At 53.8% G+C, this 17,999-nt stretch carries 15 protein-coding genes and 2 tRNA genes; 11 read left to right on the top strand and 6 right to left on the bottom strand.

Annotated features, from left to right (window positions below):
• Positions 1 to 82: 82 nt before the first annotated feature.
• Complete coding sequence (gene pgm, locus EnteroDNA1_RS20155; RefSeq protein WP_032649535.1) at positions 83 to 1,723, bottom strand: phosphoglucomutase (alpha-D-glucose-1,6-bisphosphate-dependent); 1,641 nt, start codon at positions 1,721 to 1,723, stop codon at positions 83 to 85.
• A gap of 24 nt (positions 1,724 to 1,747) precedes the next feature.
• A complete protein-coding gene (seqA, locus tag EnteroDNA1_RS20150) occupies positions 1,748 to 2,296 on the bottom strand; it encodes a replication initiation negative regulator SeqA (RefSeq protein WP_008501070.1) in 549 nt (182 codons plus the stop codon).
• 183 nt (positions 2,297 to 2,479) lie between these two features.
• Here seqA and ybfF point away from each other — a divergent pair, with 183 nt between their 5' ends.
• From ybfF to fur, 4 genes are all read left to right on the top strand, one after another.
• On the top strand, positions 2,480 to 3,253 hold the full coding sequence (gene ybfF / locus EnteroDNA1_RS20145) for an esterase (protein ID WP_069303821.1): 774 nt from the start codon (positions 2,480 to 2,482) through the stop codon (positions 3,251 to 3,253).
• A gap of 128 nt (positions 3,254 to 3,381) precedes the next feature.
• Positions 3,382 to 3,669 (top strand): LexA regulated protein, encoded by a 288-nt coding sequence (ybfE, locus tag EnteroDNA1_RS20140; protein ID WP_028019455.1) that lies wholly within the window; start codon positions 3,382 to 3,384, stop codon positions 3,667 to 3,669.
• Positions 3,670 to 3,824: 155 nt separating this feature from the next.
• Positions 3,825 to 4,355, top strand: a complete 531-nt coding sequence (fldA, locus tag EnteroDNA1_RS20135) for a flavodoxin FldA (protein WP_008501067.1) — start codon at positions 3,825 to 3,827, stop codon at positions 4,353 to 4,355.
• Positions 4,356 to 4,645: 290 nt separating this feature from the next.
• Complete coding sequence (gene fur / locus EnteroDNA1_RS20130; protein ID WP_014169146.1) at positions 4,646 to 5,092, top strand: ferric iron uptake transcriptional regulator; 447 nt, start codon at positions 4,646 to 4,648, stop codon at positions 5,090 to 5,092.
• Positions 5,093 to 5,233: 141 nt separating this feature from the next.
• Here the strand turns inward: fur and chiQ are convergent, their stop codons facing one another.
• The 4 genes from chiQ to nagE form a co-directional block, all read right to left on the bottom strand.
• Positions 5,234 to 5,560 carry a ChiQ/YbfN family lipoprotein gene (gene chiQ / locus EnteroDNA1_RS20125; protein WP_069303950.1) on the bottom strand — a complete coding sequence of 109 codons (327 nt, stop codon included), beginning with the start codon at positions 5,558 to 5,560 and terminating at the stop codon, positions 5,234 to 5,236.
• Positions 5,561 to 5,607: 47 nt separating this feature from the next.
• A complete protein-coding gene (chiP, locus tag EnteroDNA1_RS20120) occupies positions 5,608 to 7,005 on the bottom strand; it encodes a chitoporin ChiP (RefSeq protein ID WP_023310769.1) in 1,398 nt (465 codons plus the stop codon).
• A 446-nt stretch (positions 7,006 to 7,451) separates the two neighbouring features.
• Entirely contained in the window at positions 7,452 to 9,119 is a 1,668-nt protein-coding gene (gene glnS / locus EnteroDNA1_RS20115) for a glutamine--tRNA ligase (protein WP_029740147.1), read from the bottom strand.
• Positions 9,120 to 9,288: 169 nt separating this feature from the next.
• On the bottom strand, positions 9,289 to 11,310 hold the full coding sequence (nagE, locus tag EnteroDNA1_RS20110; protein WP_071891616.1) for an N-acetylglucosamine-specific PTS transporter subunit IIBC: 2,022 nt from the start codon (positions 11,308 to 11,310) through the stop codon (positions 9,289 to 9,291).
• Positions 11,311 to 11,638: 328 nt separating this feature from the next.
• Between nagE and nagB the strand changes: the two genes are divergently transcribed.
• The 7 genes from nagB (at position 11,639) to EnteroDNA1_RS20075 (ending at position 17,980) form a co-directional block, all read left to right on the top strand.
• A complete protein-coding gene (gene nagB, locus EnteroDNA1_RS20105) occupies positions 11,639 to 12,439 on the top strand; it encodes a glucosamine-6-phosphate deaminase (protein ID WP_023310765.1) in 801 nt (266 codons plus the stop codon).
• 55 nt (positions 12,440 to 12,494) lie between these two features.
• The gene (nagA, locus tag EnteroDNA1_RS20100; protein ID WP_064673647.1) at positions 12,495 to 13,643 is read left to right on the top strand and encodes an N-acetylglucosamine-6-phosphate deacetylase; all 1,149 of its coding nucleotides are present in this window, start codon (positions 12,495 to 12,497) and stop codon (positions 13,641 to 13,643) included.
• Between the two features lie 8 nt (positions 13,644 to 13,651).
• Positions 13,652 to 14,872, top strand: coding sequence for a DNA-binding transcriptional regulator NagC (nagC, locus tag EnteroDNA1_RS20095; RefSeq protein ID WP_021242995.1), 1,221 nt, complete (start codon positions 13,652 to 13,654; stop codon positions 14,870 to 14,872).
• Positions 14,873 to 14,917: 45 nt separating this feature from the next.
• A complete protein-coding gene (gene nagD, locus EnteroDNA1_RS20090; RefSeq protein ID WP_023310763.1) occupies positions 14,918 to 15,670 on the top strand; it encodes a ribonucleotide monophosphatase NagD in 753 nt (250 codons plus the stop codon).
• Between the two features lie 249 nt (positions 15,671 to 15,919).
• Entirely contained in the window at positions 15,920 to 17,584 is a 1,665-nt protein-coding gene (asnB, locus tag EnteroDNA1_RS20085; protein ID WP_023310762.1) for an asparagine synthase B, read from the top strand.
• Between the two features lie 226 nt (positions 17,585 to 17,810).
• A tRNA-Met gene (locus EnteroDNA1_RS20080) sits at positions 17,811 to 17,887 on the top strand.
• An 8-nt stretch (positions 17,888 to 17,895) separates the two neighbouring features.
• A tRNA-Leu gene (locus EnteroDNA1_RS20075) sits at positions 17,896 to 17,980 on the top strand.
• Positions 17,981 to 17,999 lie beyond the last annotated feature (19 nt).

The raw sequence follows: 17,999 nt of genomic DNA, 5'->3' as shown, positions 1-17,999 counted from the left end.
GGGGTTGCCGTTTTTAGTGTTTTCTCCCTCTCCCTGTGGGAGAGGGCCGGGGTGAGGGCATCAGCCCGCACCCATACCGCACTTACGCGTTTTTCAGCACTTCGCTGACAATCTCTACCGCTTCTTTCTCAATCTGCTGACGGTGCTCAGCGCCGAGGAAGCTTTCGCAATAGATTTTATACGCATCTTCCGTACCGGACGGACGCGCGGCGAACCAGCCGTTCTCAGTCATCACTTTCAGACCACCAATGGATGCGCCGTTGCCCGGTGCCGCCGTCAGACGCGCGGTGATCGGATCGCCTGCCAGGGTGCTTGCGCTGACCATCTCCGGAGATAGTTTGGACAGGGCCGCTTTCTGAGCTGACGTCGCGCTAGCCTGAATACGGTTATAGCTTGGTGCACCAAAGCGTGCCGCCAGGTCGTTGTAGTGTTCCTGCGGGTTCTTACCGGTGACCGCGGTGATCTCCGCCGCCAGCAGGCACATGATGATGCCGTCTTTATCGGTTGACCATGGCGTGCCGTCGAAACGCAGGAAAGATGCGCCCGCGCTTTCTTCACCGCCGAAGCCGAAGCTGCCGTCGTGCAGACCGTCAACGAACCATTTGAAGCCGACCGGCACTTCCACCAGCTTGCGGCCCAGCGCCTCGACCACGCGGTCGATCATCGCGGAGGAAACCAGCGTTTTACCGACGGCCACCTCTTTGCCCCACTGCGGGCGGTGCTGGAACAGATAGTTAATTGCAACAGCCAGATAGTGGTTCGGGTTCATCAGCCCGGCAGGCGTGACGATACCGTGACGGTCATAATCCGGATCATTAGCAAACGCCAGATCGAATTTATCACGCAGCGCCAGCAGGCCCGCCATCGCGCACTCGGAGGAGCAGTCCATACGGATCGCGCCGTCTTTATCCAGGTGCATAAAGCGGAAGGTCTGATCGACGTGATCGTTCACGATGGTCAGATCCAGCTTGTAGTGCTCGGCGATACGTTTCCAGTATTCGATACCGGAGCCGCCCAGCGGATCCACGCCCAGCTTCAGGCCGGCTTTCTGGATGGCCGCCATATCGACGATATCCGCCAGCCCTTCCACGAACGGCTGAACCAGATCCTGCTCTTTCACGTGACCGGACGCCATGGCAGCATCCAGAGAAATACGCTTCACGCCTTTCAGACCGTCAGCCAGCAGCGCGTTCGCACGATCTTCCACCACTTTGGTGACGTTAGTGTCGGCCGGGCCACCGTTAGGCGGGTTGTATTTGATACCACCGTCTTCCGGCGGATTGTGGGATGGCGTGATAACGATACCGTCCGCCAGCGCGCCACCTTTTTTGTTGTGCACCAGGATGGCGTTAGAGACCGCAGGCGTCGGGGTGAAGCCATTGTTCTCCTGAACAATCACATCGACGCCGTTTGCCGCCAGCACTTCCACAACAGAGATGAACGCCGGTTCAGACAGGGCATGGGTATCTTTCCCCACATAGCACGGACCGGTAACGCCGTTTTTAGCGCGCTCTTCCGCAATGGCCTGAGCAATGGCCAGAATGTGCGGTTCGTTAAAGCTGTGGCGCGCCGCGCTGCCGCGGTGACCAGATGTACCAAACTTCACTGCGTGTTCTGCGTTGCCCACGACCGGTTTCAGCACGTAATACTGCGCGGTCAGCTGAGCGACGTTAATCAAATCGCTTTGTTGTGCAGGTTGGCCTGCACGGCTGTGATTTGCCATTACCGGGTCCTTCTGATGCAAGGGTTAAATTGTACCGCAAACCTTTTCAATCAATTCCGCCGGGAACTGCATGGACTGCATGATGTGTTCAATCATGCTGCACTTGCGGCCCGTATTGGTATTGGTGATCACCCAGTACGGGGTGCCAGGAACATGTTTGGGTTTGGTTTGATTGCCATTTTGCAGCAGCGTCTGCTCGTCGCCCGCGAAGTAGACGCGAGTACGGCCGTGAAGCGACTCGGTCGCTTCAGCAAACGCTTTGTTATCCAGTGAGTAAAGTGTAGACAGCACCAGCATAAAGCGGTTAACCGCCTTTTTCTGCTCCGCGTATTCATCGGAGAGCAGCAGCTCGCGCATCGCGCGCACTTTATCTTTTGCCGGCGTCACGGCAGGTTTTGCTTGTGCAACAACGCTCGGCTGAGACACGACATCTTTGGTGACTGGGGTAGCAGGCTGTGAAGCGGCGGAAATTTTAAGCATGCGCCGTAAAATGTCGGACGCGCTCTCCCCGATATGCCGCGTCTGGCTGGCAATATACTGATAGAGTTCGTCATCAACTTCGATTGTTTTCATCTTAATCCAGTGCGATATCTTATCTGAATACAAGTCATTGGGATTATAAGGTCAAATCCCAACAGCGGATAGCGTCAAACCAGGTTGGCCGCAAAAGTCAGATTAAACTGGAACCTTGCAGCCGGGCGGCAGAATGGTCAACATGATACCCTAACCTGACATACGTAAAAAAAGAACTTTGCCATGAAATTGAATACCCGAGCGCAAACTGCACAATCGCCGAACAATAATTCTCCCATCGTACTGGTTCACGGGCTTTTTGGCAGTCTGGATAACCTGGGCGTGCTGGCGCGCGATCTGGTTACCGACCACGATATTTTACAGGTCGATATGCGCAATCATGGTCTTTCCGGGCGTTCCGACGAGATGACCTACGCGGCGATGGCGCAGGATCTGCTGGATACGCTGGATGCCCACGACCTGCAAAAGGTGACCCTCATCGGGCATTCAATGGGTGGCAAAGCGGTGATGGCCCTGACGGCACTGGCCCCGGACCGTATTAGCGGCCTGGTGGTGATTGACGTCGCGCCCGTGGATTATGACGTCCGCCGTCACGACGAGATTTTTGCCGCCATTAATGCGGTCACAAAAGCGGGTGTCGCGACGCGCCAACAGGCGGCTGCCGTCATGCGTGAGCATCTTGATGAAGAAGGCGTCGTGCAGTTCCTGCTGAAGTCGTTTGTTGACGGCCAATGGCGTTTTAACGTGCCGGTACTCTGGGAGCAGTACAATAACATCGTGGGCTGGGAAACCGTCCCGGCCTGGCCACACCCTACCCTCTTTATTCGCGGTGGAAACTCGCCTTACGTTACCGACGCGTACCGCGACACGCTGCTGACCCAATTCCCGCAGGCTCGCGCCCACGTGATTGCCGGTGCCGGGCACTGGGTGCATGCGGAAAAACCGGATGCTGTACTGCGCGCCATTCGCCGCTATCTCACTGATACTGCAAATTGATTAAAAAGAAAGCGACTGGAAGGCTGCGGGCTTCCAGTCGTTGGCGTGCCGTTTTTGGTGATGTATGATGGCGCGCTTATCGCCCGGGCATTAGCAGGGCGGCGTGTTTCCCCCGAAGTCTCAGAATCATGGCCAAAGAACAAACGGACCGTACGACACTAGATCTGTTCGCGAATGAGCGTCGCCCGGGACGACCCAAGACGAATCCGCTTTCGCGCGATGAACAGCTGCGTATCAATAAACGCAACCAGCTTAAACGCGATAAAAATCGTGGGCTTAAGCGTGTCGAACTGAAGCTTAACGCCGACGCCGTCGACGCGCTGAACGAGCTGGCTGACGCCCGAAATATCAGCCGCAGCGAGCTCATTGAAGAGATGTTGCTCGTCCAGCTTGAGACGTTACGCAGCCAGGCATAAGTCTGAAAATCCCCTTTCTCACCCTTTTCATGTAGCACAGAGTGCAGTCCTGCGCGATAGCTGTTTCCGCAGGGTTGCCAGTTCTGCTATTATTGCCCTTATCCGTGGCCGAATTGCGCCACCATACTATTAAGTTTCAAGAGGTTATTTTACTCATGGCAATCATCGGCATTTTCTTTGGCAGTGATACCGGCAATACCGAAAATATCGCAAAAAACATTCAAAAACAGCTCGGTAAAGACGTTGCTGATGTGCATGACATCGCCAAGAGCAGCAAAGAAGATCTGGAAGGCTATGACATTCTGCTGCTGGGTATCCCAACCTGGTACTACGGTGAAGCCCAGTGCGACTGGGATGATTTCTTCCCGACGCTGGAAGAAGTGGACTTCAACGGTAAGCTGGTCGCCCTGTTTGGCTGTGGCGATCAGGAAGACTACGCCGAATACTTCTGTGACGCGCTGGGCACCATCCGCGATATCATTGAGCCGAACGGCGCGGTTATCGTAGGCCACTGGCCGACCGCCGGTTACCACTTCGAAGCGTCTAAAGGCCTGGCCGATGACGATCATTTCGTAGGCCTGGCCATCGACGAAGACCGTCAGCCAGAACTGACCGCAGAGCGCGTTGAGAAGTGGGTGAAGCAGATCCGTGAAGAACTGCACCTGGATGATATTCTGAACGCCTGATTTTATCGCGGCGCAACTGCGGTTGCGCCCATGCTCCAGGTCAAACCGATTAAATTAATCGCTACAATCTTTTAACTTTTTCGCCCAGACCTGTACAATGTCTCCCTGATAAAACGTGGTTTTCCATTGAGCAAGTTTGTTGGTGATACCACGTTTTTATAAGCATATTTTGCCTGAGACTTGCAGTTTTCATTTAGCCATGGCAGTTCTATAATGAGACGCATTATCCCGGGTGCATTTTCTGTCACTTCCTACAGAAGTGAATCGTTTAGCAACAGGACAGATTCCGCATGACTGACAACAATACCGCATTAAAGAAGGCTGGCCTGAAAGTTACGCTTCCTCGGTTAAAAATCCTTGAAGTGCTTCAGGGTCCAGACAATCACCATGTCAGTGCGGAAGACCTTTATAAACGTCTTATCGACATGGGTGAAGAGATTGGGCTGGCTACCGTCTATCGCGTGCTGAACCAGTTTGATGACGCGGGCATTGTTACCCGTCATAATTTCGAAGGCGGTAAATCTGTTTTCGAACTGACCCAGCAGCAGCACCACGATCACCTGATCTGCCTCGATTGCGGCAAGGTCATTGAATTCAGCGATGATTCCATCGAAGCGCGCCAGCGTGAAATCGCGGCGCGTCATGGCATCCGCCTGACGAACCACAGCCTGTACCTTTACGGTCACTGCGCTGAAGGCGATTGCCGCGAAGACGATCACGCGCACGACGCGAAATAATAAGATTCATACTCTGAGCCAGCCGCAAGGTTGGCTTTTTTTTTGCCTGGAAAAAGCCCGGTGGCGCTGCGCTTACCGGACCTACGGGCTATGACACCTTTGTAGGCCCGGTAAGCGCAGCGCCACCGGGCGTAAAGCAACTTATTTATTGTTGTTGCGTATCTCGTTCCAGATCTTATCGCAACGCTTCTCCACTTCCTGATCGTTACCGGTTTTACGCGCCTGAATGCAGGCCTGATAATCCATCACGCGGACGTTTTCCTGCGTCGCGAACTGCTCATGCGCTTTCTCTTTCTTCAGCACGTTCAGCACGCTCTGACAGGCCTGAATTTTCTCCGGCGATCCTTCCGCAGTATTTATGCAGGCGCTATACGCTTCCTTCAGACGGGAGTCCTCTTTCGGCGCCTGATTCTGAGCACACGCCGCCAGCCCTGAAGCCAGCAACGCGACGATTACGATTTTTTTCATCATGTGCATTCTCCATACCGGCGGGACTCAGCCCGCCGGTGCGTTTATCAGAAGATGGTGAATGGGGCAATAACCATGAATTTCACGTCACGCTCATCCTGGAAGATGTTGCCGTAACCGCCCGCATAGCTCGGGATATCGGAGTGGTTGTCATACTGGGTGAAGTGCAGTTTGAACATCGTGCCTTTCGCACGGCCATCCTGCAGGGTATAGATAGCATCGAGGCTGTAGGAAGACTCTTTCAGGCGATAGTTGGGATCGTAGTATGCGTCCGGCGTGGCCATATCGGCAGGTTTTGCGTCCCAGGCGTAAGCGTAAGAAGCGCCCACCGCCCAGCCAGGCAGGTTCCAGTTTTTCAGGTCATACATTGCGCCGAAGAAGACCGCTTTCTCGCCGTCGGCGTTGAAGTCTGAGCGGTTATCCCACCAGATATCAAGACGACCGTTGGAGGAGGCGTAGGTCGGGGTCATACGCTGCAGGAAGTAGCCCTGCTGCCCTTCCGCCTTCACCCATGTGCCTTCCAGACGCAAATCAACCTGACCGACCTTGTAGCCGAAGGTTAACGCCTGTAGCCACGCGGTGCCGTCATAAATGTCGTTGACGCCACCGTTGCTGACTTTGTCGCGCGTACCGTAGAACTGGTAGCTGGTGCTCAGCGGGCTACCCGCGACATCGAATTTATAGCTGGCCTTAGCAAAGTACTGATCGACATAGCCCTGTGCCTGACCAAATGCCGCTTCCAGCACCAGATCGTTTTTGAAGTCGTACTTCGCGCCCAGCGAGTGCAGGTAATCGACTTTGGTTTTTTTATCGTTCTGGTAGAACTTGTCCATTTCGATGTGCCACGGTGCTTTGTACTCGTTGGTCCACATATAGGAGAAGCTCAACGCACCCGCATCACCGTAGTCAAAGTTCGCCCCGGCTTCGGCACCCTGATAGGTACCCGGCATAAAGCTCCAGTGCGGTGCTAACAGAGTCTGGCCAGTTGGCTGAATATAACCACCGCGCGCCCAGACCGGACCGTATTTAAATTTTGCAGCGGCTTTGTAAAGGCTAATGCCGCTCTTATCCCCGGACCAGTCTTCTTTATAGGCTTTGTTGCTGGAGGAGAAGGCAATTTCGTTCGGGTGGGCGCTGTCGCCGTTTTCCGCCATTTCAATCGCGGTAAACGCAGCAATATCCAGACCGAACATATCCGCGGCATAGCCTGACTGGAAGTCCAGGTTGGCGTTCCAGGTGGAGTGAGAAAGGTTGGTTTTGTATTTGTCTTCGGTGACGTCTTTACGGTCACGTTCACGCTGCCAGTAATAAATACCGCCCGTGAGGGTAGAATCATCGATGAAGCCCGCCGCTTTCGCCTCTGGTGTCACCACCAGACCCGACATTGCTGTCACACCGGCAATAGCCAGCGCCAGCGCACTACGTTTGCCACTGAACGTACGCATAGATTATTCCTCTTTGACGAATTAAAACGCCTGAAGCGGCGTAAATAAAAAAGACCAAATGGTCAGGGGTAGTTTTAAATACCCTCGAATTAACTACCGTCTTTAGGTTATTTTTCGCGACGCGAATTATCAATGCTTTTTAGCGGACAAAAGTCAGGACTATGACGAAGTGCACATAATTGGTAGCGCTTTGTAACATTTGTGAGGAGGCGAGGAATGGCGGGGGATTATCAGGTATTTCAGTGGCTAGACGTGAGAATTCTTTCCTTTTTTATAACCTTTTTAATTTCCGCAATAATACAAACTTTTTTTTGAAAAATAAGTAGCACCTCATTGACCTGATATTTTTATCACGCCTTTTTAGGCCCTGTCTTAATCCCCTGATCGTTAAATAAAAAAACGCCGCATAGTGCGGCGTTTGTCTCTCATTGACCAGAGCAGCAATATTATTCGCCGATCTTCGTCCAGGTATCACGCAGGCCTACGGTACGGTTAAATACCGGTTTTTCCGCCGTGCTGTAACGGCTGTCCAGGCAGAAGTAACCTTCACGTTCGAACTGGAACGCTTTGCCCGCTTCAGCGGCTTTCAGAGAAGGCTCCGCATAACCCTGCTTGATTACCAGAGATTCCGGGTTGATGGTCGCCAGGAAATCTTCCGCTGCACCTGGGTTAGGCACGCTGAACAGACGATCGTACAGACGGATTTCTACCGGCAGCGCGTGGGAAGCGCTCACCCAGTGAATCACGCCTTTCACCTTGCGGCCATCCGCCGGATCTTTGCTCAGCGTTTCAGCGTCATAAGAACAGAAGATGGTGGTGATATTCCCTTCAGCATCTTTCTCTACGCGCTCGGCTTTGATGACGTAGGCATTACGCAGACGCACTTCTTTACCCAGCACCAGACGCTTGTACTGCTTGTTGGCTTCTTCGCGGAAGTCAGCGCGGTCAATCCAGATGTCACCGCTGAACGGCACGTCACGGCTACCCATTTCCGGTTTGTTCGGATGGTTAGGCATGGAGACCAGCTCGCTTTCACCCTGCGGATAGTTTTCGATAACCAGCTTCACCGGGTCGATAACGGCCATCGCGCGCGGGGCGTTTTCGTTGAGATCTTCGCGAATGCAGGATTCAAGGGAGGCCATCTCTATGGTGTTGTCCTGCTTGGTCACGCCGATGCGTTTGCAGAACTCACGAATAGAGGCGGCAGTGTAACCACGACGGCGCAGACCAGAGATGGTTGGCATACGTGGGTCATCCCAGCCTTCAACGTGCTTGTCGGTCACCAGCAGGTTCAGCTTACGCTTGGACATCACGGTGTATTCCAGATTCAGACGAGAGAACTCGTACTGGCGCGGATGTACAGGAATGGTGATGTTGTCCAGAACCCAGTCGTACAGACGACGGTTGTCCTGAAACTCCAGCGTACACAGGGAGTGCGTAATGCCTTCCAGCGCATCGCTGATGCAGTGAGTAAAGTCGTACATCGGGTAGATGCACCACTTGTTGCCGGTCTGATGGTGTTCCGCGAACTTGATGCGGTACAGCACCGGATCGCGCATCACGATGAACGGAGACGCCATGTCGATTTTGGCACGCAGGCACGCTTTGCCTTCTTCGAAGCCACCGGCACGCATTTTTTCAAACAGCGCAAGGTTCTCTTCCACGCTGCGATCGCGGAACGGGCTGTTTTTGCCCGGGGCGGTCAGCGTACCGCGATATTCACGGATTTCATCAGCAGACAGTTCGTCAACATACGCCAGACCCTTGTTGATCAGTTCAACCGCGTAGGCGTACAGCTGATCAAAATAGTCAGAGGAGTAGCAGATATCGCCAGACCAGTTGAAGCCCAGCCATTGCACGTCATTCTTGATGGACTCAACGTATTCGATGTCTTCTTTTACTGGATTGGTGTCATCGAAACGCAGGTTGCACTGTCCCTGGTAGTCTTGTGCAATGCCAAAGTTCAGGCAGATGGACTTCGCATGCCCGATATGCAGGTAGCCGTTCGGCTCCGGCGGGAAACGGGTATGAACTGTGGTGTGCTTACCACTGGCCAGATCTTCATCGATGATCTGACGAATAAAGTTACTCGGGCGGGCTTCTGCCTCACTCATCGTGGATTCCTCAAAGCGTAAACAACGTATAACGGCATATGATCTTATAAGCCGGACGTAGTGACAACCCTTAAAACGTCTCTGAAGAAAATAATGGGGGCGTTTGCTGCAAAAAAAAGCGGCGGAGGATATCCCCCGCCGCTTAAGGCATGACTCTACTCAGGAGCGATTACTTGCCTTTAATCTCATACAGCGGTGTTTGACCCGCAACAACCTGACCTTTCGCCTGAATGACCAGGCCACTGAAGTCATCGATGTTGCTGCAAACGACCGGGCTTATCATGGAGCGCGCGTTGGCGTTCAGGAAGTCCAGATCCATTTCCAGAATCGGCTGCCCGGCCACCACTTCAGCGCCCTCTTCCACCAGGCGAGTAAAGCCCTGACCGTTCAGCGCAACGGTATCGATACCCATGTGGACAACGATCTCCGCGCCATTTTCGGTTTCGAGGCAGAACGCGTGGTTGGTGTTGAAGATTTTCACAATGGTACCGGCCGCCGGAGACACAACGGTTTTGTCCGTTGGTTTCACCGCCACACCGTCACCAACCGCTTTGCTGGCGAAGGCTTCGTCAGGCACCTGCTCAATCGCAACGACTTCACCGGTTACCGGCGAAACCAGCGCGGCTACCGTTTTGGCGTTCGGTACCGCCTGCGGTTTTGCGGCCGCTGGCGCGGCGGCAGGTGCGGCAGAAGCGTCTGCTGCGGCTACCGGACCAGTGGTTTTCATGGCGTTAGCAATTTTCTCTGCCACGAAGCCAACGATAATCTGCACGCTGGTTTTGTTCAGGCGGATAACGCCGGAAGCACCCAGACGTTTAGCCAGCGCTTCGTTCACCAGGGAAGAGTCTTTGACGTTCAGACGCAGACGAGTAATACAGGCGTCGATACCGGTCAGGTTGTCAGAACCGCCGACAGCGGCGATGTACTGACGCGCCAGGCCTGAAACGTCCTGATCCTGAGCACCGCTCACGTTCACATCCTGACCATCCGCTTCGCTACCGGCCACGGCTAGTTCACGACCCGGGGTCATCAGGTTGAATTTGGTGATAGTGAAACGGAACACCATGTAGTAGATCGCGAAGAACACCAGACCTTGCGGGATCAGCATCCACCAGTGGGTCGCCAGCGGGTTACGGGACGACAGCACCATATCCACCAGACCGGCGCTGAAGCCGAAACCGGCAATCCAGTGCATGCTGGCAGCGATGAACACGGAGATACCGGTCAGCACGGCGTGGATCACATACAGAACCGGCGCCACGAACATGAAGGAGAACTCCAGCGGCTCGGTGATACCGGTGAAGAAGGCCGCGAACGCCCCCGCCATCATGATACCCAGCACTTTCGCTTTGTTCTCTGGACGCGCGCAGTGGTAGATAGCCAGCGCAGCACCCGGCAGACCAAACATCATGATCGGGAAGAAGCCCGCCTGGTAACGACCGGTGATACCGACAACCGCTTTACCTGCTTCGATGGACTGTGCGCCACCCAGGAAGTTAGGGATATCGTTAATACCGGCAACGTCGAACCAGAATACGGAGTTCAGCGCGTGGTGCAGACCGACCGGGATCAGCAGACGGTTGAAGAACGCGTACACGCCCGCACCGACAGAACCCAGTTTCTGGATGTGCTCACCGAAGTTCACCAGACCGTCGAAAATCATCGGCCAGACGTACATCATGATGAACGCGACAACGATCATCACAAACGAGGTCAGGATAGGAACCAGGCGGCGACCGCTAAAGAAGGAGAGCGCTTTTGGCAGCTCTACGCTGCTGAAGCGGTTATACAGTTCGGCGGAAATAATACCCACAAGGATACCGACAAACTGGTTGCTGATCTTACCGAACGCCGCCGGAACCTGGTCCGCCGGAATTTTTTGGATCATGGCCACCGCTGCAGGCGAGCAGAGGGTGGTTAACACGAGGAAACCGACAAAACCGGTCAGCGCAGCGGCACCGTCTTTGTCTTTGGACATACCGTAAGCCACACCAATCGCGAACAACACGGACATGTTGTCGATAATGGCGGAACCTGACTTGATAAAGAACGCCGCCAGCGCGCTGGTATTACCCCAGCCGTTGGGGTCGATCCAGTAGCCGACACCCATCAGGATGGCTGCGGCAGGCAGCGTGGCGACCGGCACCATAAGCGCGCGGCCAACCTTTTGTAAATAACCTAGAATACTCACTTTCTTCCCCCTATGAGACCCCGTTTAAGGCATGTTCTCAGCTCTGTTTTTTATTGTGTCACGAACTATAGATACAGTTGATGCTTCACTGGCATTGTGAGTGTGTGAAAAATTAATTCGTATCGCAAATTAAACGCGTACTTTTTGTGATTTTTGTCACCAAATATCGTTATTCACCCTCCCTTATACTGGCTAACAGCGAAAACTTATTTTATCATTCAAAAAATCAAGACGGATTGATCCGGCCTGAAAGTTTCCAGGTTACGCTTAAGTATCAGGTCCCGATAGCCATCCGCCCACTCTTCTACTTAAACTCTTGAGGTGAACAATGAGACTGATTCCCCTGGCAACTGCTGAACAAGTCGGTAAATGGGCCGCTCGCCATATCGTTAACCGTATTAACGCCTTTAAACCGACCGCCGATCGTCCTTTCGTTCTTGGACTTCCGACAGGCGGCACACCGCTGACCGCCTATAAGGCGCTGGTTGAGATGCATAAAGCAGGCCAGGTTAGCTTCAAACATGTTGTGACCTTCAATATGGATGAATACGTTGGCTTACCGAAAGACCACCCGGAAAGCTACCATAGCTTTATGCACCGTAATTTCTTTGATCACGTTGATATTCCATCTGAAAATATTAACCTGCTGAATGGAAACGCGCCTGATATTGACGCAGAATGCCGTCAGTATGAAGAAAAAATCCGTTCTTACGGTAAGATCCACCTGTTCATGGGTGGTGTAGGTAATGATGGTCATATCGCGTTTAACGAACCGGCGTCATCTCTGGCTTCCCGCACCCGTATTAAAACGCTGACCCATGACACGCGCGTGGCAAACTCCCGCTTCTTTGACGGCGATGTTAACCAGGTTCCAAAATACGCCCTGACCGTAGGCGTAGGCACCCTGCTGGATGCCGAAGAAGTGATGATTTTGGTGCTGGGCGGCGTGAAAGCGCAAGCGCTCCAGGCTGCCGTTGAAGGCAACGTTAACCATATGTGGACCATCAGCTGCCTGCAGCTGCATCCTAAATCCGTCATCGTCTGCGACGAACCGTCCACGATGGAGCTGAAGGTTAAAACGCTGAAATACTTCAACGAGTTAGAAGCTGAGAACATCAAAGGTCTGTAATTGAATAACCGCCTCTTCATCAAGAGGCGGCCGCTTTTTTTAACCGGGGGTCGTTATGTACGCTTTAACCCACGGTCGGATTTATACCGGCCATGAAATTCTGGATGACCATGCGATTGTTATCGCTGATGGCCTGATTGAACGTGTTTGCCCGCTGGCAGAACTGCCGCCGGAGATTGAACAGCGCTCACTCAATGGAGCAGTAATCTCCCCCGGTTTCATCGACGTACAGCTCAACGGCTGCGGCGGTGTGCAATTCAATGACACCGCGGATGCGGTGACGGTCGAAACGCTGGAGATCATGCAGAAAGCCAACGAGAAATCGGGCTGCACCAGCTATCTGCCAACGCTCATCACCAGCAGTGATGATCTCATGAAGCAGGGTATCCGCGTGATGCGCGAATATCTGGCCAAACACTCTAACCAGGCGCTGGGTCTGCACCTTGAAGGGCCATGGCTGAATATGGTCAAGAAAGGAACGCATAACCCGAATTACGTGCGTAAACCGGATGCGGAGCTGGTTGACTACATGTGTGCGAACGCCGATGTGATCACCAAAGTGACGCTGGCGCCTGAAATGACGGGTACGGATGTCATCAGCAAACTGGCTGGTGCCGGGATTATCGTTTCAGCAGGTCACTCAAACGCGACGCTGAAAGAAGCGAAAGCCGGTTTCCGCGCGGGCATTACTTTCGCGACGCACCTTTACAACGCTATGCCGTATATCACAGGCCGTGAACCGGGTCTGGTCGGGGCGATTCTGGATGAGCCAGACGTTTACTGCGGCATTATTGCTGACGGCTTACACGTCGATTACACCAACATTCGCAACGCTAAGCGGCTGAAAGGTGACAAGCTTTGTCTGGTGACGGATGCCACCGCACCGGCAGGTGCAAATATTGAGCAGTTCATTTTTGCCGGTAAAACAATATACTACCGCAATGGACTGTGTGTGGATGAAAACGGTACGCTGAGCGGTTCCTCTTTAACCATGATTGAAGGGGTGCGTAACCTGGTTGAACATTGCGGGATTGCGCTTGATGAAGTCCTGCGTATGGCCACCCTTTATCCGGCGCGCGCAATGGGCGTGGATAAACAGCTCGGCGAAATTGCACCAGGTATGGTTGCAAACCTGACGGCATTCACACACGATTATAAAATTATTAAGACCATCGTTAATGGTAACGAGGTCGTCACTGAGTAAGTAAAAGTATGACACCTGGCGGACAAGCTCAAATCGGTAATGTCGATCTCGTTAAACAACTTAACAGTGCGGCGGTATACCGCCTGATTGACCAGCACGGACCAATCTCGCGAATTCAGATAGCCGAACAAAGCCAGCTTGCTCCCGCCAGCGTGACAAAAATTACCCGCCAGCTCATTGAGCGCGGTCTGATCAAAGAAGTCGATCAGCAGGCCTCCACCGGGGGCCGCCGCGCCATCTCCATTATTACCGAAACCCGCAATTTTCAGGCCATTGGCGTCCGTCTGGGCCGTCATGACACCACGCTCACGCTGTACGATCTGAGCAGTAAAGCCATTGCGGAAGAGCACTACCCTCTTCCGGAGCGCACCCAGGAGACGCTGGAGCATGCGCTGCTGAATACCATCGCGCAGTTTATTGAAAGCTGTCAGCGCAAGATCCGTGAACTCATTGCCATTTCCGTGATTCTGCCCGGACTGGTCGACCCGGAAAGCGGCGTGATCCGCTATATGCCGCACATTCAGGTTGAAAACTGGGGGCTGGTCGACGCGCTGGAAAAGCGTTTTAAGGTGACCTGCTTTGTGGGCCACGACATTCGCTCTCTGGCGCTGGCAGAGCACTACTTTGGTGCGAGCCAGGACTGTGAAGACTCTATTCTGGTGCGCGTTCACCGCGGAACGGGCGCCGGTATTATCTCTAACGGCCGTATTTTTATTGGTCGCAACGGTAACGTCGGCGAGATCGGCCACATTCAGGTTGAACCCCTCGGGGAGCGCTGCCACTGCGGCAACTTCGGCTGCCTTGAAACGATTGCCGCCAACACGGCCATCGAGCAGCGCGTTCGCCATCTCCTTGAACAGGGTTACCAAAGCCGCGTCACGCTGGACGATTGCAAGATAGGCACCATCTGCAAAGCCGCCAATAAAGGCGACGCGCTGGCCTGTGAAGTGATTGAGCAGGTAGGCCGCCATCTGGGGAAAACCATCGCCATCGCCATTAACCTGTTTAACCCCCAGAAAGTGGTGATCGCCGGTGAAATTGTGGAGGCGGAAAAGGTGCTGCTCCCCGCCATTGAAGGCTGTATTAACACCCAGGCGCTGAAAGCATTCCGCCAGAACCTCCCGGTGGTTCGTTCAAAGCTTGACCATCGCTCGGCGATTGGCGCGTTCGCGCTGGTCAAACGCGCCATGCTCAACGGAATTCTGCTGCAGCATTTGCTGGAAAGTTGATCGGACCTTATAGTAACGCCTTCTTTTTTTGATGTCGGACTGTCCATGACCATTAAGAATGTAATTTGTGATATCGACGGCGTGCTGATGCACGACAACGTTGCCGTGCCGGGTGCTGCGGAGTTTCTTCACCGCATCATCGACAAAGGAATGCCTCTGGTTCTGCTCACGAACTACCCTTCCCAAACCGGTCAGGATCTGGCTAACCGCTTTGCCACGGCGGGCGTCGACGTTCCGGACAGCGTGTTTTATACCTCGGCAATGGCCACGGCGGATTTCCTGAAGCGTCAGGAAGGAAAAAAAGCCTACGTGGTGGGTGAAGGTGCGCTGATACACGAGCTGTATAAAGCTGGCTTTACCATCACTGACGTGAACCCGGACTTTGTGATTGTCGGCGAAACGCGTTCCTTTAACTGGGAGATGATGCATAAGGCAGCATACTTTGTCGCCAGCGGCGCGCGCTTTATCGCGACCAACCCGGATACGCACGGCCGGGGTTTTTATCCGGCCTGCGGCGCGCTGTGCGCCGGTATCGAAAAAATCTCAGGCCGTCAGCCGTTTGTGGTCGGTAAACCGAGCCCGTGGATCATTCGTGCCGCGCTCAACAAGATGCAGGCCCACTCTGAAGAAACCGTTATTGTCGGCGACAACCTGCGCACCGATATTCTGGCCGGATTCCAGGCGGGTCTGGAGACGATTCTGGTCCTCTCCGGCGTCTCTCAACTTGATGACATTGATTCGATGCCGTTCCGGCCAAGCTGGATTTACCCCTCCGTCGATGAAATCGACATCATCTGATACCGAACCACGCCTCAGGGCGTGGTTTTTCATTTATGGCCTACAAAAATAAAGTCTCATCTAACAAAAAGCACGTTTCATTGAAAAATCATCAATAAAAGAATTTCTGGCGTGCTCTTTTTTCACTATTCCGCAATCACTATTGCACTATTTCCGTTTTCACCCGTAAAACGCTTGCGCGCCCTGCCCCTTTGCGGCATTTTCATAAGCAAGCAACATTACAAAGCAACAGGGTTAACGGAGAAGGTTATGTGTTCAATTTTTGGCGTACTGGATATTAAAACTGACGCGGGCGAACTGCGTAAAAAGGCACTCGAACTGTCCCGCCTGATGCGTCACCGCGGTCCGGACTGGTCAGGCGTTTACGCCAGTGATAAAGCGATTCTGGCTCACGAACGTCTGTCCATTGTTGACGTCAACGCCGGTGCACAGCCGCTGTATAACGAGAAAAAAACGCACGCGCTGGCTGTCAACGGTGAGATCTACAACCACCAGGCGCTGCGCGCCGAATACGGCGACCGCTACGCTTTCCAGACCGGTTCTGACTGTGAAGTGATCCTGGCGCTGTATCAGGAGAAAGGGCCCGAGTTCCTGGACGACCTGCAGGGCATGTTCGCCTTCGCCCTGTACGACAGCGAAAAAGACGCTTACCTGATTGGCCGTGACCATATCGGCATTATCCCGCTGTATATGGGCCACGATGAGCACGGCAACTTCTACGTGGCCTCTGAAATGAAAGCCCTGGTGCCGGTATGCCGCACCATTAAAGAGTTCCCGGCGGGCAGCTATCTGTGGAGCAAAGACGGCGAGATCCGCTCCTATTACCAGCGTGACTGGTTCGACTATGATGCGGTAAAAGACAACGTCACGGACAAAGCCGAGCTGCGCCAGGCCCTTGAAGACTCCGTGAAAAGCCACCTGATGTCTGACGTGCCCTACGGCGTGCTGCTCTCCGGCGGTCTGGACTCCTCCGTGATCTCCGCGATCACCAAGAAATTCGCGGCCCGTCGCGTGGAAGATCAGGAGCGCTCAGAAGCCTGGTGGCCACAGCTGCACTCTTTTGCCGTTGGCCTGGAAGGGGCTCCTGACCTGAAAGCCGCGCAGGAAGTGGCGAACCACCTCGGCACCGTGCACCATGAGATTCACTTCACCGTGCAGGAAGGTCTGGATGCGATCCGCGATGTGATCTATCACATTGAAACCTATGACGTGACCACCATCCGCGCCTCAACGCCGATGTACCTGATGTCGCGTAAGATCAAAGCGATGGGCATCAAGATGGTGCTCTCCGGTGAAGGTTCTGACGAAGTGTTTGGCGGCTACCTGTACTTCCACAAAGCACCGAACGCCAAAGAGCTGCACGAAGAGACCGTGCGTAAGCTGCAGGCGCTACACATGTTCGACTGTGCGCGTGCCAACAAAGCGATGTCGGCCTGGGGCGTGGAAGCGCGCGTGCCGTTCCTGGATAAGAAATTCCTCGACGTGGCGATGCGCATCAACCCGCAGGACAAGATGTGCGGCAACGGCAAAATGGAAAAACATATCCTGCGTGAGTGTTTTGAATCCTACCTGCCGGCGAGCGTGGCATGGCGTCAGAAAGAGCAGTTCTCTGATGGCGTAGGTTATAGCTGGATCGACACCCTGAAAGAGGTCGCGGCGAAACAGGTTTCTGACCAACAGCTGGAAACCGCGAGCTTCCGCTTCCCGTACAACACGCCGGGCTCGAAAGAGGCCTATCTGTATCGTGAAATTTTTGAAGAGCTGTTCCCGGTACCGAGTGCCGCGGAGTGCGTACCGGGTGGCCCGTCCGTCGCCTGCTCTTCTGCCAAAGCGATTGAATGGGATGAATCTTTCAAATCCATGAACGATCCGTCAGGACGCGCGGTAGGCGTTCACCAGTCAGCCTACAAATAATCACTCAGATTGCAATCGGGCCCCTCAGGGGCCTGATTTTTTTGCCTCACATTTCACCGTCTAAATCTGATTAATAACCAATAATTGCCGAATATTCGGCCACGCTGTTCGCAACCTAACCAAACAGTCACATTCCGGCTATTTTCGTTGAAAAAGGTGTTGACGCTGCAAGGGTCTATACGCATAATGCGCCCCGCAACGCCGATAAGGTAACGCGAAAAAAGATGGCTACGTAGCTCAGTTGGTTAGAGCACATCACTCATAATGATGGGGTCACAGGTTCGAATCCCGTCGTAGCCACCATCTTTTTTGCGGGAGTGGCGAAATTGGTAGACGCACCAGATTTAGGTTCTGGCGCCGCAAGGTGTGCGAGTTCAAGTCTCGCCTCCCGCACCATTCCCGGGTAAGCGTTGCA

The organism is Enterobacter sp. HK169 (genome assembly GCF_001719105.1).
GTDB lineage: Bacteria > Pseudomonadota > Gammaproteobacteria > Enterobacterales > Enterobacteriaceae > Enterobacter > Enterobacter asburiae_B.
Note: the sequence above shows the minus strand (reverse complement) of the source record. Positions and strands in the feature narration are given on the sequence as shown.

Coding starts and splice junctions, on each gene's coding strand:
- chiQ (WP_069303950.1), bottom strand. CDS start 5,560: ATGAAAAAAATCGTAATCGTCGCGTTGCTGGCTTCAGGGCTGGCGGCG.
- asnB (WP_023310762.1), top strand. CDS start 15,920: ATGTGTTCAATTTTTGGCGTACTGGATATTAAAACTGACGCGGGCGAA.
- nagD (WP_023310763.1), top strand. CDS start 14,918: ATGACCATTAAGAATGTAATTTGTGATATCGACGGCGTGCTGATGCAC.
- ybfF (WP_069303821.1), top strand. CDS start 2,480: ATGAAATTGAATACCCGAGCGCAAACTGCACAATCGCCGAACAATAAT.
- fur (WP_014169146.1), top strand. CDS start 4,646: ATGACTGACAACAATACCGCATTAAAGAAGGCTGGCCTGAAAGTTACG.
- nagA (WP_064673647.1), top strand. CDS start 12,495: ATGTACGCTTTAACCCACGGTCGGATTTATACCGGCCATGAAATTCTG.
- glnS (WP_029740147.1), bottom strand. CDS start 9,119: ATGAGTGAGGCAGAAGCCCGCCCGAGTAACTTTATTCGTCAGATCATC.
- nagB (WP_023310765.1), top strand. CDS start 11,639: ATGAGACTGATTCCCCTGGCAACTGCTGAACAAGTCGGTAAATGGGCC.
- ybfE (WP_028019455.1), top strand. CDS start 3,382: ATGGCCAAAGAACAAACGGACCGTACGACACTAGATCTGTTCGCGAAT.
- fldA (WP_008501067.1), top strand. CDS start 3,825: ATGGCAATCATCGGCATTTTCTTTGGCAGTGATACCGGCAATACCGAA.
- chiP (WP_023310769.1), bottom strand. CDS start 7,005: ATGCGTACGTTCAGTGGCAAACGTAGTGCGCTGGCGCTGGCTATTGCC.
- seqA (WP_008501070.1), bottom strand. CDS start 2,296: ATGAAAACAATCGAAGTTGATGACGAACTCTATCAGTATATTGCCAGC.
- nagC (WP_021242995.1), top strand. CDS start 13,652: ATGACACCTGGCGGACAAGCTCAAATCGGTAATGTCGATCTCGTTAAA.
- pgm (WP_032649535.1), bottom strand. CDS start 1,723: ATGGCAAATCACAGCCGTGCAGGCCAACCTGCACAACAAAGCGATTTG.